The sequence below is a fragment of the Clostridium sp. CM028 genome (genome assembly GCF_030585565.1).
Taxonomy (GTDB): Bacteria; Bacillota; Clostridia; order Clostridiales; family Clostridiaceae; genus Clostridium_AD; species Clostridium_AD estertheticum_B.
The window spans coordinates 22,645-41,801 of sequence record NZ_CP077767.1; the positions used below are offsets into that span (position 1 = coordinate 22,645).

Annotated in this window: 19 protein-coding genes and 1 pseudogene; 2 read left to right on the plus strand and 18 right to left on the minus strand. The window is 29.5% G+C overall.

Going from position 1 to position 19,157, the window contains the following annotated elements:
- Positions 1-115: 115 nt before the first annotated feature.
- The 15 genes from KTC94_RS17240 to KTC94_RS17310 all read right to left on the minus strand — a co-directional run bounded on the left by KTC94_RS17240 (position 116) and on the right by KTC94_RS17310 (position 12,741).
- Complete coding sequence (locus tag KTC94_RS17240; RefSeq protein WP_220320501.1) at positions 116-2,284, minus strand: peptidase domain-containing ABC transporter; 2,169 nt, start codon at positions 2,282-2,284, stop codon at positions 116-118.
- Between the two features lie 97 nt (positions 2,285-2,381).
- On the minus strand, positions 2,382-5,606 hold the full coding sequence (locus KTC94_RS17245; RefSeq protein WP_220287350.1) for a type 2 lanthipeptide synthetase LanM family protein: 3,225 nt from the start codon (positions 5,604-5,606) through the stop codon (positions 2,382-2,384).
- An 85-nt stretch (positions 5,607-5,691) separates the two neighbouring features.
- Positions 5,692-5,853 carry a lacticin 481 family lantibiotic gene (locus tag KTC94_RS17250; RefSeq protein WP_216304658.1) on the minus strand — a complete coding sequence of 54 codons (162 nt, stop codon included), beginning with the start codon at positions 5,851-5,853 and terminating at the stop codon, positions 5,692-5,694.
- Between the two features lie 72 nt (positions 5,854-5,925).
- Positions 5,926-6,087 carry a lacticin 481 family lantibiotic gene (locus KTC94_RS17255; protein WP_216304658.1) on the minus strand — a complete coding sequence of 54 codons (162 nt, stop codon included), beginning with the start codon at positions 6,085-6,087 and terminating at the stop codon, positions 5,926-5,928.
- Between the two features lie 72 nt (positions 6,088-6,159).
- Positions 6,160-6,321: a lacticin 481 family lantibiotic gene (locus KTC94_RS17260; protein ID WP_216304658.1), complete on the minus strand. Its 162-nt coding sequence runs from the start codon at positions 6,319-6,321 to the stop codon at positions 6,160-6,162.
- 71 nt (positions 6,322-6,392) lie between these two features.
- Complete coding sequence (locus KTC94_RS17265) at positions 6,393-6,554, minus strand: lacticin 481 family lantibiotic (protein ID WP_216304658.1); 162 nt, start codon at positions 6,552-6,554, stop codon at positions 6,393-6,395.
- Positions 6,555-6,625: 71 nt separating this feature from the next.
- Positions 6,626-6,787: a lacticin 481 family lantibiotic gene (locus KTC94_RS17270; RefSeq protein ID WP_216304658.1), complete on the minus strand. Its 162-nt coding sequence runs from the start codon at positions 6,785-6,787 to the stop codon at positions 6,626-6,628.
- A gap of 72 nt (positions 6,788-6,859) precedes the next feature.
- Complete coding sequence (locus KTC94_RS17275) at positions 6,860-7,021, minus strand: lacticin 481 family lantibiotic (RefSeq protein ID WP_216304658.1); 162 nt, start codon at positions 7,019-7,021, stop codon at positions 6,860-6,862.
- Positions 7,022-7,093: 72 nt separating this feature from the next.
- Positions 7,094-7,255, minus strand: a complete 162-nt coding sequence (locus tag KTC94_RS17280) for a lacticin 481 family lantibiotic (RefSeq protein ID WP_216304658.1) — start codon at positions 7,253-7,255, stop codon at positions 7,094-7,096.
- A gap of 131 nt (positions 7,256-7,386) precedes the next feature.
- Positions 7,387-8,130, minus strand: coding sequence for an ABC transporter permease (locus KTC94_RS17285; RefSeq protein WP_220287348.1), 744 nt, complete (start codon positions 8,128-8,130; stop codon positions 7,387-7,389).
- Positions 8,131-8,145: 15 nt separating this feature from the next.
- Entirely contained in the window at positions 8,146-8,880 is a 735-nt protein-coding gene (locus tag KTC94_RS17290; protein ID WP_220287346.1) for an ABC transporter permease, read from the minus strand.
- Positions 8,881-9,792 carry an ABC transporter ATP-binding protein gene (locus KTC94_RS17295; RefSeq protein WP_216304607.1) on the minus strand — a complete coding sequence of 304 codons (912 nt, stop codon included), beginning with the start codon at positions 9,790-9,792 and terminating at the stop codon, positions 8,881-8,883.
- Between the two features lie 745 nt (positions 9,793-10,537).
- Complete coding sequence (locus KTC94_RS17300; RefSeq protein ID WP_220287344.1) at positions 10,538-11,833, minus strand: sensor histidine kinase; 1,296 nt, start codon at positions 11,831-11,833, stop codon at positions 10,538-10,540.
- A gap of 127 nt (positions 11,834-11,960) precedes the next feature.
- Positions 11,961-12,590 carry an accessory gene regulator B family protein gene (locus tag KTC94_RS17305; protein WP_220287342.1) on the minus strand — a complete coding sequence of 210 codons (630 nt, stop codon included), beginning with the start codon at positions 12,588-12,590 and terminating at the stop codon, positions 11,961-11,963.
- 1 nt (position 12,591) lies between these two features.
- The gene (locus tag KTC94_RS17310; protein ID WP_220287340.1) at positions 12,592-12,741 is read right to left on the minus strand and encodes a hypothetical protein; all 150 of its coding nucleotides are present in this window, start codon (positions 12,739-12,741) and stop codon (positions 12,592-12,594) included.
- A 258-nt stretch (positions 12,742-12,999) separates the two neighbouring features.
- Here KTC94_RS17310 and KTC94_RS17315 point away from each other — a divergent pair, with 258 nt between their 5' ends.
- Positions 13,000-13,725: a LytTR family DNA-binding domain-containing protein gene (locus tag KTC94_RS17315; RefSeq protein WP_220287338.1), complete on the plus strand. Its 726-nt coding sequence runs from the start codon at positions 13,000-13,002 to the stop codon at positions 13,723-13,725.
- Positions 13,726-13,772: 47 nt separating this feature from the next.
- On the opposite strand, the gene KTC94_RS17320 is transcribed toward KTC94_RS17315, so the two are convergent.
- Positions 13,773-14,894, minus strand: coding sequence for a hypothetical protein (locus KTC94_RS17320; RefSeq protein ID WP_220287336.1), 1,122 nt, complete (start codon positions 14,892-14,894; stop codon positions 13,773-13,775).
- A gap of 220 nt (positions 14,895-15,114) precedes the next feature.
- On the opposite strand from KTC94_RS17320, the pseudogene KTC94_RS17325 reads away from it, so the two are divergent.
- Positions 15,115-15,283: pseudogene (locus tag KTC94_RS17325) on the plus strand (recombinase family protein); the annotation flags it as partial.
- A gap of 260 nt (positions 15,284-15,543) precedes the next feature.
- Here KTC94_RS17325 and KTC94_RS17330 read toward each other — a convergent pair.
- On the minus strand, positions 15,544-16,983 hold the full coding sequence (locus tag KTC94_RS17330) for a helix-turn-helix domain-containing protein (protein ID WP_220287334.1): 1,440 nt from the start codon (positions 16,981-16,983) through the stop codon (positions 15,544-15,546).
- A gap of 378 nt (positions 16,984-17,361) precedes the next feature.
- Positions 17,362-18,024: a hypothetical protein gene (locus KTC94_RS17335; protein ID WP_220287332.1), complete on the minus strand. Its 663-nt coding sequence runs from the start codon at positions 18,022-18,024 to the stop codon at positions 17,362-17,364.
- Positions 18,025-19,157: the final 1,133 nt, after the last annotated feature.

The following is a 19,157-nucleotide window of genomic DNA, read 5'->3' on the forward strand; positions in this document are numbered from 1 at the left end:
TCTTTATACCCCTTTTCGGGGGAATGGGCAAAAATACCCAATGTGAATTACCCAAATTAGCGGCAACATCCACTCCAAATTGATGGTGATATTTAAGAAACTATATAATTCAATATCAGGCAAGGTATGCTGATTTTGAATTATATAGCTTCTTGTAATAGCTGCATCTTGCAATAAGCTCCTTATGTGTTCCATGATCTAATATCTGTCCGTTTTCTACAACGAAAATCATATCAGAATTTATTATAGTGCTGAGCCTGTGTGCTATTATTACCTGTGTACAGTTTATCTCATCTAAGTTTCTCTGTATTGTAGATTCAGTCACAGTATCAAGAGCACTTGTAGCTTCATCTAAAAGAAGTATTATTGGTCTGTTTACAATGGCTCTTGCAAGTGCGATTCTCTGCTTTTGTCCTCCTGAAAGGTTTCCTCCAGATTCAGATATTATTGTATTGTAGTTCATAGGCATCCTTTCAATATCTTCGCTTATATCAGCTGCTTCAGCTGCCCACAAAACATCTTCCATATCCATATCATCACAGTTTGCAATTATATTTTCGTATATTGTCTTGTTAAACAGGAAGTTTTCCTGTAGAACCACTGAAATGTTTTGTCTTAAATACTTTCTATTTAATTCATTACTTTTATAATTATCAAAAAATATGTTTCCCTTTATAGGATTGTAAAGTCCTACTATAAGTTTTGCAAGTGTGCTCTTTCCAGAGCCTGATTTACCAACTATTGCAACCTTCTGGCCTGCCTTTATCTCCATATTTATATTCTTAAGTGAATAATCACCGTAATCAGAATATTTAAAAGAAACATCTTCTATCTTTATATTTCCTTTTAGGTTCACATCTACTACGGTTCCTGTTTTTTCAACCTCACTATCCATAACATCATATATCCTATCAAGAAGTGTATCCACCATAACAAAGTCGTTAACCATGCTTACAAGTGAATTAAGTGGTGAAAGGAATGATACTGAAAGTGTTTGAAATGCAAATAATGTACCTATTGACATCTGATTTCTTGAAATCTCGTATAGTCCAATTATTAATATAAACACTGTTGAAAATGTAAGAAGTGCTTTGTTTATAGTATCAATCTTTGCCTGAAAATACGCTCTGTCTTGAGTCTTATCAAGCTGTGTCTCAAAAAGATTGTTCCATTTTTGATTTATAAAATCCTCAATTCCAAGAGATTTTACTGTACATATTCCGCCAAGAACTTCTGTCATGAATGAAGAAACTGATGTCTGTGCACGGACCTGTGATCTTGTAAGACCATCAACCCTATTCTTTGAAAGGAAGAATACAGATATCTGCATAATTCCTATTAAAAGAAGCCCGAAAGCCACTGCGTAAGATTTATAGCATATATATCCGAAAGTTATTGTAATTAAAAATATATTTATTATTGTAGATATAAAATTCTGTGATAATATTTCTCTTATTCTTACATTACTGTTGATCCTCATTATAAGATCGCCTTTAGAACGTGTTTCAAAATACTTATATGGCAGTCTTAAAAGATGTGTAAGAAACTGGTTTGTAAGACCGCTGTCTAGCGACTTCTGAAGTTTTACTATAAAGAAACTCTTAAGATAGCTGAACATCACCTCAAATACTGTAATTGCAATAAGTGCACCAATTATGATGCCATATATTGAATAGTTTTTAATATCCAGCATGTTGTCAATTGCTACCTGTGTCAAAATCGGTACACCTAGAGATATTAGTTGAAGTACAAGAGCTATTAAAATTGAATATATAAAATATTTTTTATTATCCATGACTATATTCTTAAAATAATTAAGCTTTGTAAAACTCTTCTCAGTATGCTGCTCAAAATCGTCCTTAGGATATGCAACCATAAATACCTTGGAATACTTCTCTTCAAATTCTTTTTTCGTAACATTTACTCTTCCGCTCATAGGATCATTGATTGCATATCCATTTTTACCAATTCTTTCCAATATAACATAGTGCTTGTTTTCCCAGAATATAATGCTTGGCAAAAAGCTGTTGTTAAGGGTAGAACTTTCTGCCTTCTTTGCAAAACACTTTAACTTGTATGATTCAGCTACCTGCTTTATCTTAAAAAGTGATATTCCGTCTCTGCTGTTTCCTATAGAAGAAAATCTTTCTTTTATGCTGGTAAAATTAATATCATATCCGTAATAAGATAAAATCATCTGAAGACATGTAGGGCCGCAGTCATACTGATTCATCTGTATCTTGCTAGGTACTCTCTTTTTTAATGCCATATTTTGAAATATCATAAATATGCACCTCCAAAATAATTTTTAATTGTGAACTTAGTCACATAAAAGAAAATAATAGATAAGCATACTGGTCTATTATTTTCTTGATTGTGCCTTATGCTGCTGGTCCTTCTAAAATTAATGCTGATGGGATTTCGTTATTATATAATCTTAATAATTCATATCCAATACCTGATAAACCAAGCATAAAGTTAGGAATCTGAACCCTTCCAGGTATTCCTGATTTCCAATTGCCATTGTCTTTATTTACGCTGTCTAACATGTAACCACCCATTGTATATACAAAATTCTTTAATTCTTTGTCATTCATCTTTTCTGCTGCTAAAAGTATAAGTTCAAGACTTCCAAGATCTCCATGGCAAAGGCAGTAATTTATCTGTTTAAATCCCTCATTTATAGTCTTTTGAACTGAATTTCTTACATCATTTTTTATTATCGCTGAGTCACAATATTTTAGCATTGCCACTCTTGCCATTCCAATTCCTGGAGCTCCATTGCACCAGTAGGAAACATTCTTCTTGTCCTTTTCTCTATTAGCCTCATCCTTATCAAAAGATCTGAGGTCCTTCCAGTTCATCTCATCCTCATCATATAAGCTGTTTTCATAAGCTATGGCTTCATTTGCTATATTTAAATATTTATCATCCTTAGTAAGATCATATAAAGTCATAAGACTTAAAGCTATTCCAGCATTTCCATGAGCCATGCCTGCTATAGGATAATTATTTAATTTAGATGTTATCCAGCCTACACCCTTTTCAGACTTAACACTTTTTTTTACAAGATGGTCACCGCATTTTCTTGCAAGTTCAAGAGCTTTTTCATAATGAAAATTCTTATAAAAATCTGCACATACTATTAAAGTGCTTGAGCATCCTGCCATTATGTCAAAGTGGTCATCATCTTCTATTCCTGTTTCAATAAGATTTATTACTTCCTCAGCCTTTTTAATAAGATCTTCTCTATTAAAAAGCTTTGCAACATGCATTGCAAGGTAAACAAATGCAGACATTCCCATGAATGCAGATATATTATCAACTCTGCCTGCCATTATAAGATCATAGCTTGTGTTTATGCACTTTTCACAAATATCTTTATACTTTTGATTTCCTGTTTCCTTTGCAAGATATGCATAAAACATTCCTATTCCTGTAACGCCGTTATAGAATTCTGATTTCACAATTTTAAACTCTATCTTCTCATCCGGATTCATTCCAAGGTTAATCCATGATATACTTCTCTCATCATCACCTATTATTGCAGAACTCATTATACTCTCTGCAATTCTTTCAGCTTCCTTTAAGAATGCACTCTTTTTTACTTCATAATTGAAAGACCTGTCAATTTTATCTAAAGTTACGGCAGCCTCATCTTGGGCTTTTTCACTTTCAAAACTTTCCTTTAAGAAATACTTTGTGTTTATAGTTGTCTTTATAAAATCCCACTGTCTTTGAAAATCATCATCACTTAAAGAATTTATAAGATCTATGCTTTTTGACATTGCATCATTATTAAATGCATCCTTAACACTTCCAATTCCGTTGCTGTTTATTAAATCCTTATTATTAATTCCAGCTCTGAATAAAGGAATATCACCCCTTAAAAGATCTTCAATCTCATAAGGAATACTTTGCATTCTGTCAGGTTCAACCTTAAGTACAAGCCATAAGTAATCAAAAATATGGTTTCTGCTTATGCCGTTTCTTAAATGCTTAGGATGACTGCTTGCTTCAAGAAGTGTTCTGTATACTATAGTTGACCTTATTATGGTACGTACATTTTTGCCGCTAAATAAGCTTTTTATAACATGAGCAAGCTCTTCCTTATTTCTTCTCATAAGATCATAGCATGTGGTAAATCCATTCTTTATACTATCAACATACATCTTTGGAATTATGATTTCACCATTTAAAGAAGGAAGATGGTTACTGCTATTTACTGTAATTTTAGTTCTTACTATTTTTATCTCATCTGTATTTTTATTTTGTATATCATACATATTAAGGATCTGGTCAATGTCACCTGCAATTCCGCTTATATCACTGTCATACAAAAAGTTTGCATCAAGTACTGGAAGCATTGCCGTCTTTAAAACAGATTCCTTAATATATTTCTCAGCCTTTGTTACAGCTGACCCTGAAAGATCTATATCATCTCTTAAGCTTATCTCATTGTGAAATAATGACTCCAAATCTACAAATACAGGATATTCTCCATTAGCGATTATGTTTTCGCAATGCATGTCTGCTCCATTTAAAATATGAAGTAGTGCTATATATTCGCCCTGTCTCTCAAAGAAGTTATTTATCTTCTCATTACTAGAAACTTCCTCATATTTCATAAACTCCTGCCATCCATAAGTGCCTTTATTTAAAACCTTCATAGTCTTAAAGTCCTTCTCTATACCCTTTTCATTAAACCATTCAAGGAGCTTTTGGAAGCTTTCATCTATAGACAAGTCCCTTGGCTTATATAATATATTGATTCCTTCAGCAAAATTAAATCTTAATACACATTTTCCTCCATCATGAAGGTCTCCCATGTTCTCCATACCGCGTATATTATCAATCTTTATATTAAAATAACTTTCAATTTCTTCTTTATCATTAACTAATGTTTCAATTACATTTATAATATTCTCAGTAATTCCTACTGCATTTTCTACTGTAAGCCTTGCAAGTACTGGATATTCAATAAGCAACTTTAATATGGATTCATTGCTATCTAAATTTGTTTTAACAAAATAATCATAACGATCTTCTCTTGTATCTCCCTTAAGTTTGCCATTAATCCTTCTGCTGTTAAGCTCATACGTAAGTGTTTTAAGTCCCATGCTTACTACTGCTTCTGTAATTAGTCCAACTGCTATCTTTATTATTGTATCTATATCAAACTGATCTTTAAAAAAGTTCAGTCTTTCTTTCATAACCATTATACTTCTTTTTAAAAAAGGAACTGCAAATTCAAAAAAAGGTAGTTCATCCTTATTGAACATAATATAATCATCAATGCATATATAATTTTCTTCAGTAAATATATCTGTCAAATCCTTGTGCCATATAAAGTTTGTGTTATTAACGTCAAAGGGTAATTCATCTGTTACCATATCAAATTCCTTAAGGCTGATGCCTTCTGCATCTACTCTTTTCATCATAAGCTCTTTGTCATTTTTAAATAATTTCATCCACTTTCCAATATTCTTAAATTCATCTGTGTTATCTTGTATCTTTTTATTTTCAAAATTGTAATATTTGATTTTTTCACTTATGTATAGCGCATTAGACCATCTGTTATCCTTGAGTAACTCTTTAATACTCATATTTTTCCCTCCAAATACTTAATATATTTAAAGTGAATACAATTATCAAAGATAACCATATTCACTTTGCTATTTACAATGTAAATTATTTGCAACAGCCACCCCAGCTAGCTGGTGATACTGAATTATAGTAGCATTCGTGTGTAAATGTAGTTATAACTCCATTTCCTGCTCCTGTTAATTTTTCTAATTCCTCATCTTTTACGTCATTAATTGCTTCTAAAGCTTCTTCATTTAATTTTTTCATTGTATTGTCCTCCTCAAATTTAATTTAATATTTTTATAATTGATATTAATGCGTTAGGCTTGTCTTCAAAAATTATTTGCAACAGCCACCCCAGCTAGCTGGTGATACTGAATTATAGTAGCATTCATGTGTAAATGTAGTTATAACCCCATTTCCTGCTCCTGTTAATTTTTCTAATTCCTCATCTTTTACGTCATTAATTGCTTCTAAAGCTTCCTCATTTAATTTTTTCATTGTATTGTCCTCCTCAAATTTAATTTAATATTTTTATAATTGATATTAATGCGTTAGGCTTGTCTTCAAAAATTATTTGCAACAGCCACCCCAGCTAGCTGGTGATACTGAATTATAGTAGCATTCATGTGTAAATGTAGTTATAACCCCATTTCCTGCTCCTGTTAATTTTTCTAATTCCTCATCTTTTACGTCATTAATTGCTTCTAAAGCTTCCTCATTTAATTTTTTCATTGTATTGTCCTCCTCAAATTTAATTTAATATTTTTATAATTGATATTAATGCGTTAGGCTTGTCTTCAAAATTATTTGCAACAGCCGCCCCAGCTAGCTGGTGATACTGAATTATAGTAGCATTCGTGTGTAAATGTAGTTATAACTCCATTTCCTGCTCCTGTTAATTTTTCTAATTCCTCATCTTTTACGTCATTAATTGCTTCTAAAGCTTCTTCATTTAATTTTTTCATTGTATTGTCCTCCTCAAATTTAATTTAATATTTTTATAATTGATATTAATGCGTTAGGCTTGTCTTCAAAATTATTTGCAACAGCCGCCCCAGCTAGCTGGTGATACTGAATTATAGTAGCATTCGTGTGTAAATGTAGTTATAACTCCATTTCCTGCTCCTGTTAATTTTTCTAATTCCTCATCTTTTACGTCATTAATTGCTTCTAAAGCTTCTTCATTTAATTTTTTCATTGTATTGTCCTCCTCAAATTTAATTTAATATTTTTATAATTGATATTAATGCGTTAGGCTTGTCTTCAAAAATTATTTGCAACAGCCACCCCAGCTAGCTGGTGATACTGAATTATAGTAGCATTCATGTGTAAATGTAGTTATAACCCCATTTCCTGCTCCTGTTAATTTTTCTAATTCCTCATCTTTTACGTCATTAATTGCTTCTAAAGCTTCCTCATTTAATTTTTTCATTGTATTGTCCTCCTCAAATTTAATTTAATATTTTTATAATTGATATTAATGCGTTAGGCTTGTCTTCAAAAATTATTTGCAACAGCCACCCCAGCTAGCTGGTGATACTGAATTATAGTAGCATTCATGTGTAAATGTAGTTATAACTCCATTTCCTGCTCCTGTTAATTTTTCTAATTCCTCATCTTTTACGTCATTAATTGCTTCTAAAGCTTCTTCATTTAATTTTTTCATTGCATTGTCCTCCTCAAATTTAATTTAATATTTATATGAATTCTTAAAAAAACACTATATATAAGTGATTATTTTAAGAATTATATGCTTAATTAATGATTTTTCATCTAAAATCAGGGATTTTAATAATTTTATTTAATTTCCATATTTTCAAACCTTTTAATTCCAATTATTGCCATTGCTCCTGCAAAAATTAAGCAGTAAAGAATGTAAATAGCTTTAGGAATTACCCCTTCTATGCCTCCACCTGAAAGATCCATTGGAATTTTTTGAAGAGCCCATGGCCATAAATATCTTATGCCGCTTATAGCTCCTATAAAGAATCCACCTAGCGAGCATATTGATGCTATCATTATAGGCTTTGTAAAATCCTCATATTTTAATGAAAGATGAATCTGTATTGCAATAAGTGGAAGGATTCCAACCCATCCAAGGATTAAGCATTCAAGTATTTTACTTATTGGAAATGAACCTGTTATTCCAAAGAGTTTTCCAAAAATAAAATATGATATTCCAAACACAGATTGAAGGAACAATACCATTAGTGCTGATATTATAACCTTTGACTTATATAGTGACTTTCTTGATACAGGTGTTGATAAAATTATCTTTAAATTGTCATTTGCATATTCAACCCTGAATATTATGGCGCAGTATACACTTGCTATTATTGGAAGCATAACAGGTGCATAAAACATTCCAACCTGAGACCATGCCTTAAGCCAGTCACCTGTATTTACATCTTTAAATACGGCATAATTAGCCTTAAAATTAAACAATCCTAATATAATTGGTATAAAGGTTATTATTATTGAAATTGGTATAACCTTTTGTCTTTTGAGCTTAAGTAGCTCACACTTAACTAAACCATACACAATATCCCACTCCTTTTAAAAATTTTCTTTGTTATTATAAAGATGTAGTGATATAAAAAACATAACAGCTGCAACAGCTATGCTCACAAAACTAAATAACATGCTGTCCTGATTCATAATAGTAATTGCTTTACGTCCCTCTTGAAATATTGTCATAGGCGCTGTTAAGAATGGATATGTCCATATAAGAACTTTGTGAAAAGGCATAACCATACCAAATACTCCAAGAAAACATCCAACAACACCGCCTGCTATGGAAATACTCTGATTCTTTATCATTGAAGAAAGGCCAAACTGCAGTACTATTACTGGAAGATACCCGATTAAAGGCAGTGCACATTGCTTAAATATAAGAGGATAATCAACACCTTCTGCTCCAACATGTGTCCCAAGAACTATAATCCCAAAGAATTCCACAACTGCTGAAAAAGCAATAAGCACCATCACACATATAAACTTGCCTGCAAAAAGCTTGTTTTTATCACTAACTGCTGTAAACATAAGCTTCCACATATCAGCTTTATACTCAACATCTACAAGTTTGGAGATTACGATTGTGAAAATTATAATCATAATCATAAAATTAAAGCCACTGAAGTTATATAAAACATCCATCCATGTCTGTTTTCCTGTATTTCTTCCTTGACTAATGTAACCGATAAAAAATGATGCAAGTTCGCCTATCAATATAAGAAGAAAAAGTTTTTTCCTTTTAATTTTCATAAATTCAGCTTTAATAATATCTTTCATTTATAAACTATGCTCCTTTCTTGTAAGATTAAGGAAAATGTCCTCAAGAGAAGTTTTCTCCTCCACAATTCTGTAAATCTTAATTCCCTTAAACACAATATTGTCAATTATCTTGCCTAGTATGCTGTCATTACAGTAATTCATTTCAACACATCCTTCATTTATCTTTCCGGCAACTCCGTTTTCATTTAATATATTGATCGTATTCTGAATATTATCTGTACGAAGGACAATCTTTTGCTCACCTTTGCTTCTTAAATCCTCAATAGTTCCCTGATATACAAGGCTTCCTTTTGTGATTACTCCAACATTAGTTGCCATCTGGTCAATCTCTGACAGAAGGTGGCTTGAAATTAATACCGTACTTCCATAAGTCTTTGGAATGTCCTTTATAAGCTCTCTTATTTCATGAATACCTGAAGGGTCAAGACCATTAGTAGGTTCATCTAGGATAAGAAGCTTTGGATTTCTAAGAAGAGCCATAGCTATTCCAAGTCTCTGTCTCATTCCAAGAGAAAATTCCTTAACAAGCTTATTCTTAACATCATCTAATCTTACAGTCTTCAAAACTTTATCAATATTGTCATAAGGTGAATCAGTAAGAGTCCTCATGATTTTTAAGTTTTCATAAGCTGTAAGATGAGGATAGCTTGCAGCATTCTCAATAAGTGCACCCACATTCTTTAATATCTTGGATCTGTTTTCACTGTTCTGCTTCATGCCAAATACATTTACGCTTCCCTTAGTAGGCTTGATAAGTCCAAGAATCATCCTTATAGCTGTTGTCTTTCCTGCACCATTTGGTCCCAGGAATCCGTAAACTTGTCCTTCTCCTATTGATATACTTAAATTGTTAACTGCAAAACTTTCATTATATTTTTTGGTCAGATTATTTGTTTCTATTACAGCCATATATAATACCTCCTATTTCTATAATTATTTTCATAGAATTAAATGATAAATATCATTCTTTTTACGTTGTAGTGACATTTTATAAGATATGTATAAATTCTCAGTGCTTCACATAATTTAAGCCCTGCCTTTATAAGATTCAATTCTTATCATTGATACAAATATTGTCATGTGGCTGTTTTTTACATTAATCGTTGCCATACCCCCCACTAGATCAAAATCATCAAATTTAGACATTTTTAAAATCTCCTTTTAATTTTTATTTTTGTTATATTTTTTTAATTTATGTCTTTCATTTCCTTGTATCTAAATATTAACATGCTAACCTATTAATATTTTAAAGTTATAATAAAAAGAGTTTTATACGTAATTATTAGAAATTAAATAACAATTTATAACATAAGTTATACGAAGTGATGCATAAATTACATTTGGTGAATATTTCGTTGATCTTTAGTCACAAATCATCTCCATGTTACTCCAGTAAAAGTTGATTAAAAGTAACAAATCACTAGCAAATCGGTACATTTTCTAAACTTTCGAAAACAGTCACAAATTTTATTAAATGAATAAAAAACGAAAATATTAAAACTATAAAGCATAAGAAACTCCCGCAAATCCGCGGGAGTTTCTTATGCTTTATAGTTTACTACATTATAACTTAATGAAAACTAACTATCTCTTAGACTATTTTTTACATATAAAATAACTGAATTAGATATTTTTAACCAAGCCATAATGTTACCTATTTATTACTTACAGTAATTTCTTGAATGAATTGTACATCAGTTATAGATGTATCTAATGAAATATTTTTATATTTACCTATCATATCTTTACAATTACTTAGTCCCAGCCCCCTATTTTCACCTTTAGTGGAGAATCCATCTTTAAATAGTTTAGATAAAGCAGGTATATCTCCACTAAAGGTATTTGCTACAACTAGGATTACAGAATTGATTTTGTTTATTAATGCAATATCAATTACTTTCTTTTCACTTTCTAAGGCTGATTCAATAGCATTGTCCAAAATTATTCCTAAACATCTACTCAAATCTATTATATCCATCTTAATAATTGTTATAGGTTCTACTATATCAATTATTATATCTATTCCTAGTTCTTGAGCCCGAATTACTTTTCCTGATATTAACCCTTTAATTTGAGGTAATTTTATGTTTTTTAACAGACCAAGTTTATAATTATTTTTATTCATTTTGTTATTTAAAGGATAAATATTTTTATTAAAATGTTCTTCTAAACCTTTAATATCCTTTTCTTCAATAAACGCTGCCATAGATGATATTATATTTATATAGTCATGTCTAAATTTACGCATATCCATATATAGATTTTCTAAGTTATTAGTGTACTGCTCCAGATTATCTAACTGAATTTGTTTATATTTGAATTTCTCTTCTTTCTTCGATATAAAAAATAAAGAACTACATATAATTACCATAATAGACCCATATACCACAATTGCAAGTGTGATTTTTTCTGATATATAAACATCATCAGAAAAATCAATCCAAATAATAGCAAAGTAAAATAAAACAAATGTAAGCACTAGCATTATATCAATTAAAATAAAACATTTAGACTTATAATTCTCAAATATGAAATCATTGTGTCGAATTAGTAATGTACCAACGATTTTACTACAGAAATATACTATTAAATATATAACTGAATAAGTACTATAGTACCCTAAAGTAGATGACAAAAACGTTTTGCCAAATATTTCTAAAAATACGAGTCCAGTAAAATTATTTATAATCATTAGTACTAATATTACTAATATTTGCAGTATAAAACTCCTTATTATCTTGTTGTTTTTTTTGTATAGAAAAAATACAGGTGTAAAATATACAGCTATAGAAGCTAGTCTAGGCTCAAATAAGAATAGTGGTACATAAATAACTCCTATAGTTAACCCCATAATAATATATTCTTTAATGTTAAATTTATATGGACTAATATTTCTTAAGGTAATTAACATTAAAATTACTAATAATAGCACCTTAAAATGATATTCCATTATTATCAACCCCCACTATTTCATAGTAAAAACATACATTCCAATTATAGTATAAAACATACATAAATTGCAATAAATAAAAAAGCACTCATAATGTAGGAATAATCCCATATTATGAGTGACTCAACTAAATAAGTTCATATTTTTCATAATTATTATAATTACTTTTGAGTAATTTATATGTACAAGGTAAGATACTTAAACTTTGAAGGAGTAACGCAAACATTGTTAAATTAAATAAAACCTTATTTAATAATAATAGATTTATAAATATAAAAACTAAAGCTGTTACTGTTGCCTTAATTTTAAGTTTTTTTCTATGTTCTTTTTCTAATATAGGACGATTTTCTGTATCTGCTGGAGAATATTTATATAAGAGTACTGTACAAATAATACTTACTATACATGTTAAAGAAATACTTAAAGGATATTTTACAGTTATATAAGCACTGCCAATAAAAGTAATTAAGCTTACAATAGTACATCCTAAACTACTTTTTAAATGTATACCAGCTGCAGTTAATCTTAATGCTGCAAACATAATAAATAATATAAGTACTTCTTTTATCATCCCTATAAAAAAGGCTACTATAGCTACAATTAACAGTTTACCTACATTTATCAATATAATTACAATTCCTAAATATAGTTTTTCAATTTCAGATGACTTTAAATTTAAATTGTTTTTGAAGTAATTTAATAATTTAGTTGTTATAAATTCATAAAAATCAAAATGTAATTTACCTTTTGTTCTCATTTTATTTATTACTTTTCAATAAATTAGTAGGTATGTTAGGCTCATACATAAAAGGACCAACAGATAATTGATTTGCATGAATCTCTCCTATGCTTATAAGACTTTTAGCTAACTTTTTTAAAAAAATACTGTTTTGATTTGAAGTTTTCATAATGAAAAGCCACCTTTCATAATTTGAATTCGTTTTCTATATATTTAGTATAACCTTTTATGCATACATTTTACAAAAAAGTAAAAATTACATCCATTAACTTAATAAATGTAATTTAAATCATAACATAAGTAAAACTTGCTTGTTTTTTTATAAAAATTGAACATAAATAGGTTGTTTATGTTAAAATATTTTAATAAATCAAAAATTTGTTTGTAAGAAATATTTACTAAATATAGTGACAAAAGGGGACAAACCATGCTAAAAATTCTTATTTGTGAAGATAATATAGTTCAAAAAGAAAAACTAGAAAACATTGTAAAAAATATTATATTAATTGAAAATTATGATATGGAACTTAAGTTAAGTACTCATGACCCATATGAAATACTAAATACAATAGAGGATAAGAGTATTTCAGGTTTATATTTTTTAGACGTTGATTTACATTCTGATCTTAATGGAATTACATTAGCTGAAAAGATAAGAGAATATGATCCTCGAGGATTTATAGTTTTTATAACTACCCATGCTGAAATGAGTTATTTAACCTTTTTATATAAAGTTGAAGCTATGGACTATATTATAAAAGATAATTATACTAATATACAACAAAGAATAAGTGAATGTATGAAAAATGCTCACGATAAATACAAAGCTAAATCATGTGAACTTCAAAAAGTATTTTCTATTAAAGTTGAAGATAAGATCATTAATGTTGATTTTAATGAAATCATCTTTTTTGAAACATCTTCAACTATACATAAAGTAATCTTATATTGCAAAAATAGACAAGTAGAGTTTTATAGTAAAATGAAAGAATTGGAAGATAGTCTAGATGAGCGATTTTGTAGGTGCCATAATTCCTTTATAGTTAATAAAGATAACGTTAAAGAAATAGATAGAAAAAAGCGTATTGCATATATGATAAATGGAGAAGAATGTCTTATATCTACTAGAGGTATAAAAAAGCTACTGGGTTAATAAAAATGCTTGCAACTAAATATAGTAGCAAGCATTTTTATATGTTATTAAATTGAAACTGGTTCCACTATTACAGAATGTAATAAGTCCAGACTCTTATTAAAAATAAACTCTAACATTATCTCATCTTTATTAGAACTATAATTAATTCCACCTTTTAAATCCATTGAAGCAAATAATTTTGTATTTTTTTGAATAACTTTATCTAATTCTATATAATCTAACTCCATAGAATCATTTAATAGATATAATAATTTTAACATTTCATAATATTCATCATTATATATTAGTTTTTCCTCATCATCATTTACATACGTTAATAAGGAATTTACTGACTGTTTAGTTGCTTGCAAATAATATTTATTTGCCGTTACCTTCCCAATATATGCCAAGAATATTGCTATATAAATATTTTTGTATTTAATAGCTTCTAACCTTTCATCAATATACCCTATCCACATTAACTCTAAACCATTTTCACCAAATCCAATTGTAGCATTTTCAATTAGTAAATCTAAAAGTTCAGTACTAGCACTAATAAACTCATTATAATTGTTTTTACAGCATATTACTTTTTCTAACAACTCATTTTCAATGAGCTTCTTGCTATATTTTAATTCAATAAATTGAAGCTGTACTTTTAGATCATGGGGACTTAAAAGCTTTATATCTTTAATTAAATTTGAGTGAATATTTTTTGGCCCGCATTCTTCTAAAAAATTCATTAAATTTATCTTTTCATTTATAATTGTTTTATAAACTAACTCAAAGCCTTTTTTTAGTTCATCCAAATTTTCTCTAGTAACACTCGCAACTTCTATAGGCAAAACCTCTTTATTATATGTTGATTTTAATATTATATCAGCAATAATATTCTCAGATGTTGGCTTTTTTATATGATTTTCAGCTATCTTGTTTACTGATGAATTTATAATATAAAAGGTTTCTTTATCATATTTGATATTTTTTCTTTGTAGATTATTAATATTTACAATGAAAAAAACCATAAGTAATTTACCTGCTTCATAAAACATATTATTATCAACTTTAGATACAATCTCTTTAGTATTCGTAAATGATACTTTCAAGTCCAACTTACAGTTATTGTTAATAAAGTCCTTTAATAATAATGTATTAGGTAATAAATCATTACTAATTTGTTTTTTCATTTAATCATCTCCTTACTTATAATCGAATCATCTCCTAGTTCTGTGGTATATTAATGATTTTTTTATCTTATAGTTAATCATACAATAGATTCATATATACTTTTTAATTTTATAATAATTGATTGATTTTTAATAACAAAAGCCCTGTTTTTTAACTTTTATTGTTATAATATCAAATTATAAATATAAAAAGTTAAATATAGTTTTTTGTTAACTCTCTAAAAATAAGGATATGAAGGGTATAGAAGGGTTAATTGTTGATTTGATACTACAGCTACTAAGTTATATGGCGGAGGATGAACGTACAAGAATAAAAGAAAGGCATTAGCATTGCTATGAAAAAAGGAATCAAAGTTGGAAGAAAGAAAATACTTTTTATAGAAGAATTTTTCATTATTGATGATGGCAAAACTTGTATCTATTTTAGGAACCCAAATGCAGTGTTTTGCATTATCCTAGATATACTAAAAAAAACAGGTTCAGCAACTTTATTTGATTCAGTAATTGTTATTAGGTTGATTCCTCAGATATTATTAACACCCCTAACTGGAGTACAATAATAGAACATAAAAGTCAACAAAATAAAAAAGGGAGCCAGGTTACACCCATAATATTATCCGACGTTTCATGCATACAAAATAATTGGAATTTATACCTTTAAATACCTACTCACCGTACTTAAATTGACCTTCATTTTGGCTGCTATCTCCCTGCATGTTAATCCTTTTGCTTTAAGTTCTTTTATAGCCTTTATTTTTTCTATTTTAGCTTTCTCTCTTTTAGTTAATCCCTCTTCATCCCGTCGCTTACCCTTTTGATACACATTATCTCTTCTCTTAACTTCTTTCGTATTAATAATAGTCTTAAGAAGTCTCATTTCGTCTTCTATAATGTTCAAAAGACCTATAAGTGTTGTATTTTTATAGTTATAACCCTTATATTTATATCCAGTTCTATTTTTCATTTTAACTGCGTCCTCTTCAAAATCAATTTTTAGTTGCTCAGCATCTTCCTTTGGACGAGAATCAAATTCATTCTCTAACCACTCCTTATATGCCTTTTCTGCTTGTCTAGTTTGACTTCTAACTTCGCTTTCAGGCAAAGGGCATGTAAATCCCTTATTAAATTCTAAAGTGTCCTCCAGTGCCTTATTAATCTCACTCGTAAAGCAACAGGCCCAGTATCTATATAAAAAGCACATAAGCTCTCTTTGACTTTTTTCTACTAGTTCTCCTTTTTCATCTCTACAGTATCCTTTTCTAAAGTTCTGAATCGCGACTAAGTCTGTAAGTCTTGCATGGTGAAGACTATAAATATTGAATAATTTTACAACCTTTGATTTTCTTCCACGTTTTTTTACACTTGGATTTTTAACATAGTCATTTAGCTCTGGAAGATAATTCTCTTGAATACCTCTAAGCGAATATCTCTCTTCATTAAAAACTACTAACTCTGTAGCTCGTCCATTTTTTTGATTGGTAGTACCGGTTAGTCTAGATACTCTTGCTGCATCAATTGATTTAGAATCAGCACCTATTTCTTTTAGCTTCTCTAAAAAGAATTTTTGCACTGCGTTCCAAAGAGGAAGAGCCATATATGGTACTGGCTCTATAAGCCAATAAATAACTATCCCTTGACCTGAAATAACTATAAAACTAGGTGGTGGAACCGACTTCTTAAAATAATCCTTCTCCAGTAGCCATATAATTTGTTCTGAACTTAACCCTTTGTATTCTTTTAATGTGTAATAATCCAAATCTATAAATAGTGAATTTAATTTCCTTATGTTTTCTATACGTCTTATAGGTTTATAAAAACTATTGGGGCTTAAATATATATTTGCATCATTTATACCTATAACCTTGCCTATATTTTCTTTAAGCTCGTCCACTTTATAGTGATGCTGTATCCAGGTACTATCTTTTTTAACGGCTATGGTTATGTATCCATCATCCTTTTTATGTAAAAGTTCTATTTGCATTTGTGCCTGTGATAAACGAGTACTATTAACCACCGTTTCTACTGGCACTATAGCTAAGTTTCTTATAATCTCACTTAAATCATCAATATATCTTTTTTCTGCCAGCATAAAAAAGCCCTCCTATTCTTTTGTAACCCAAATAAAGAGTGCCGAATTATACCTATTAATTACTTTATTTAATCTACACACATATTGACTATTGTAACCAATTATATTAAACTAAATATATAAATAAAATAAAATATTTAAAGATATAATTCTCTTATTTGGGGAAGATATCGGTTTTATGAAAACTCTTGAATGAAGTCGCCAAACTTTTGATATTCAAGAGTTATTTTATTTTTTGCATATATATAAACCCTGATTACTTTTCGTCTGTAAATAATTGTATTATTATTTTGTTTTTTGTAATTTTATATGTTTTAATTCTACTATGAATTACCTATAATTTCAAATTTTTATAATATGTAAACATCTCCTATCAAATTATCGTTTATATTTATTTATAAACTCCACTAATGCTAGTGAAATAAGATCTTTCTGTGTTTCCTTTTTATTTTCCGCAAACTTTGAAAATTCTTCTGCTATTTCTTTATACATTTTGAAACTTCTAGTAACTACTTCTCCACTTAATTTAGGGTTGTTTATATTAAGCTCTGGGAGCTCAATTATGTTTGTGTTAGTTTGTTTTCTATACCAACCTAACATCTCTTTCAGATCCCCTGTTAAAGATAAAATCTCTTTAAATTCAGATGGTAGCCCAAAAGTGTTCATTGGTATTCTTTTAGTTTCTTTTAGATTACTTCCAGTAGTTTCTCGGTATACCTCTTGATTTTTCAATGGTTTACTATAGTTTATTTTTTCACTACTTTTGTTTACTTCTTCTAGGTTTACTTTTGTATTTAGAACGTTTACTTTTTCATTAATTCCAATATCGTAAAAAAAAGTTGATTTATTATATTTTATATTTGTATCCTTAATTGTTTCTGAAAAGTTTTTTCTATTTATTCCAAACTGTTTTATAAATTTATCTGTTGTAATTTTATCTTCTTTACTTCTACTTTTATTAGCTATTGTATTTTCATTTATCGCCAAAGTAATTTTTTTTAATTCTTTTATTGGCAAGTCTATTTTTTTTGGATTACTCATCTTCCTACCCCTCATTATCTAGGTTTACTTTTAAACTACTCTAGTATACTTTTAATTTTATCATAAATGTATTACTAAAAAATCAGTTTATTAAATAAAATTTAATAAGTATCTAACCCTTAGAAATCGTAGTCCTAGCCACCTTGTGCTAGTTGTGGGTTCATCACAACTTGTTCAAGGTGGACAAGCCCTGGGCTTGTCCACCTGCGGTGTACGTATTTAGATTAAACGGTATGATTAAATCATCTCCTGCGGAGCTGCAATATCTTCGTAGAAGATAAATTAACGACTTCAGAAGGAGATTTATACTCCCACTGAAGTTTTCTATTTGTTAGGGCAAGTAACTCCTACTTATAGTAGGTACTCCCACTTGTAGAAGTGGGAGACTTCCCTCCTGAAATGTCGTTAAACTATATATGCGTAGGAGGTTCTAACTTGTCAAAATTTTAGATTCTAGTGGGTCGTTAAATTTCGTATTAGAAATTTATCGAGCCACGAGTCTTCATATCAATTGAAGTCGCCTGGAATGCTTGTTTATGCTCTTTGGAACCTTCTGTGAATAATAATGCACTTTCGGTAAATCATCTCCTGCGGAGCTACATTGACGACTTCAGAAGAAAACATATACTTCCACCGAAGTTTTATTTTTGTTAGGGTAGTTAACCTCCACTTGTAGAAATGGGAGACTTTCCTTCTGAAATGTCCTAAAAGTCGCGGTGGTGGTGGCTGGAGCGAGCATTACCTACAGGGCTGCGTAGATCTAAGGTTTTTTTGGTTGTTTATATAGAATGATTAAATTAAGGATAATTTAATCAGCTTCATAGAAGATGCTTTAATTAGAATCAATGCACGCCGTCGGGTACCAAAAAAAGGACCAGCTTTATCATTAGAAGCTCTTAGTTTCCAAGTGGTTGAGGGACGAAAACAATGAGAAGCTTAGAGATTCTTATGTTGAAGCTTGTTCTTTTTGGGGTGACGGTATACGTGCCGAAAACTTGTCCTTCCAAACTTCCTATACTAGAAGTATCAATACTAATAGTAATCCATTATTATAATAAGGTTTCATAAAATACATATAATATCATCAATATTAGTCTCCAAAAAGTAACTATAAAAACTAACTACTTTTTTAA

What these genes read in the sequence shown, in the direction of transcription:
- KTC94_RS17250 (WP_216304658.1), bottom strand. Translation starts at nt 5,853, where the DNA reads ATGAAAAAATTAAATGAAGAAGCTTTAGAAGCAATTAATGACGTAAAA.
- KTC94_RS17330 (WP_220287334.1), bottom strand. Translation starts at nt 16,983, where the DNA reads ATGCTGGCAGAAAAAAGATATATTGATGATTTAAGTGAGATTATAAGA.
- KTC94_RS17295 (WP_216304607.1), bottom strand. Translation starts at nt 9,792, where the DNA reads ATGGCTGTAATAGAAACAAATAATCTGACCAAAAAATATAATGAAAGT.
- KTC94_RS17265 (WP_216304658.1), bottom strand. Translation starts at nt 6,554, where the DNA reads ATGAAAAAATTAAATGAAGAAGCTTTAGAAGCAATTAATGACGTAAAA.
- KTC94_RS17290 (WP_220287346.1), bottom strand. Translation starts at nt 8,880, where the DNA reads ATGAAAGATATTATTAAAGCTGAATTTATGAAAATTAAAAGGAAAAAA.
- KTC94_RS17300 (WP_220287344.1), bottom strand. Translation starts at nt 11,833, where the DNA reads ATGGAATATCATTTTAAGGTGCTATTATTAGTAATTTTAATGTTAATT.
- KTC94_RS17275 (WP_216304658.1), bottom strand. Translation starts at nt 7,021, where the DNA reads ATGAAAAAATTAAATGAGGAAGCTTTAGAAGCAATTAATGACGTAAAA.
- KTC94_RS17270 (WP_216304658.1), bottom strand. Translation starts at nt 6,787, where the DNA reads ATGAAAAAATTAAATGAAGAAGCTTTAGAAGCAATTAATGACGTAAAA.
- KTC94_RS17245 (WP_220287350.1), bottom strand. Translation starts at nt 5,606, where the DNA reads ATGAGTATTAAAGAGTTACTCAAGGATAACAGATGGTCTAATGCGCTA.
- KTC94_RS17240 (WP_220320501.1), bottom strand. Translation starts at nt 2,284, where the DNA reads ATGATATTTCAAAATATGGCATTAAAAAAGAGAGTACCTAGCAAGATA.
- KTC94_RS17310 (WP_220287340.1), bottom strand. Translation starts at nt 12,741, where the DNA reads ATGAAAACTTCAAATCAAAACAGTATTTTTTTAAAAAAGTTAGCTAAA.
- KTC94_RS17260 (WP_216304658.1), bottom strand. Translation starts at nt 6,321, where the DNA reads ATGAAAAAATTAAATGAGGAAGCTTTAGAAGCAATTAATGACGTAAAA.
- KTC94_RS17280 (WP_216304658.1), bottom strand. Translation starts at nt 7,255, where the DNA reads ATGAAAAAATTAAATGAAGAAGCTTTAGAAGCAATTAATGACGTAAAA.
- KTC94_RS17320 (WP_220287336.1), bottom strand. Translation starts at nt 14,894, where the DNA reads ATGAAAAAACAAATTAGTAATGATTTATTACCTAATACATTATTATTA.
- KTC94_RS17315 (WP_220287338.1), top strand. Translation starts at nt 13,000, where the DNA reads ATGCTAAAAATTCTTATTTGTGAAGATAATATAGTTCAAAAAGAAAAA.
- KTC94_RS17255 (WP_216304658.1), bottom strand. Translation starts at nt 6,087, where the DNA reads ATGAAAAAATTAAATGAGGAAGCTTTAGAAGCAATTAATGACGTAAAA.
- KTC94_RS17305 (WP_220287342.1), bottom strand. Translation starts at nt 12,590, where the DNA reads ATGAGAACAAAAGGTAAATTACATTTTGATTTTTATGAATTTATAACA.
- KTC94_RS17335 (WP_220287332.1), bottom strand. Translation starts at nt 18,024, where the DNA reads ATGAGTAATCCAAAAAAAATAGACTTGCCAATAAAAGAATTAAAAAAA.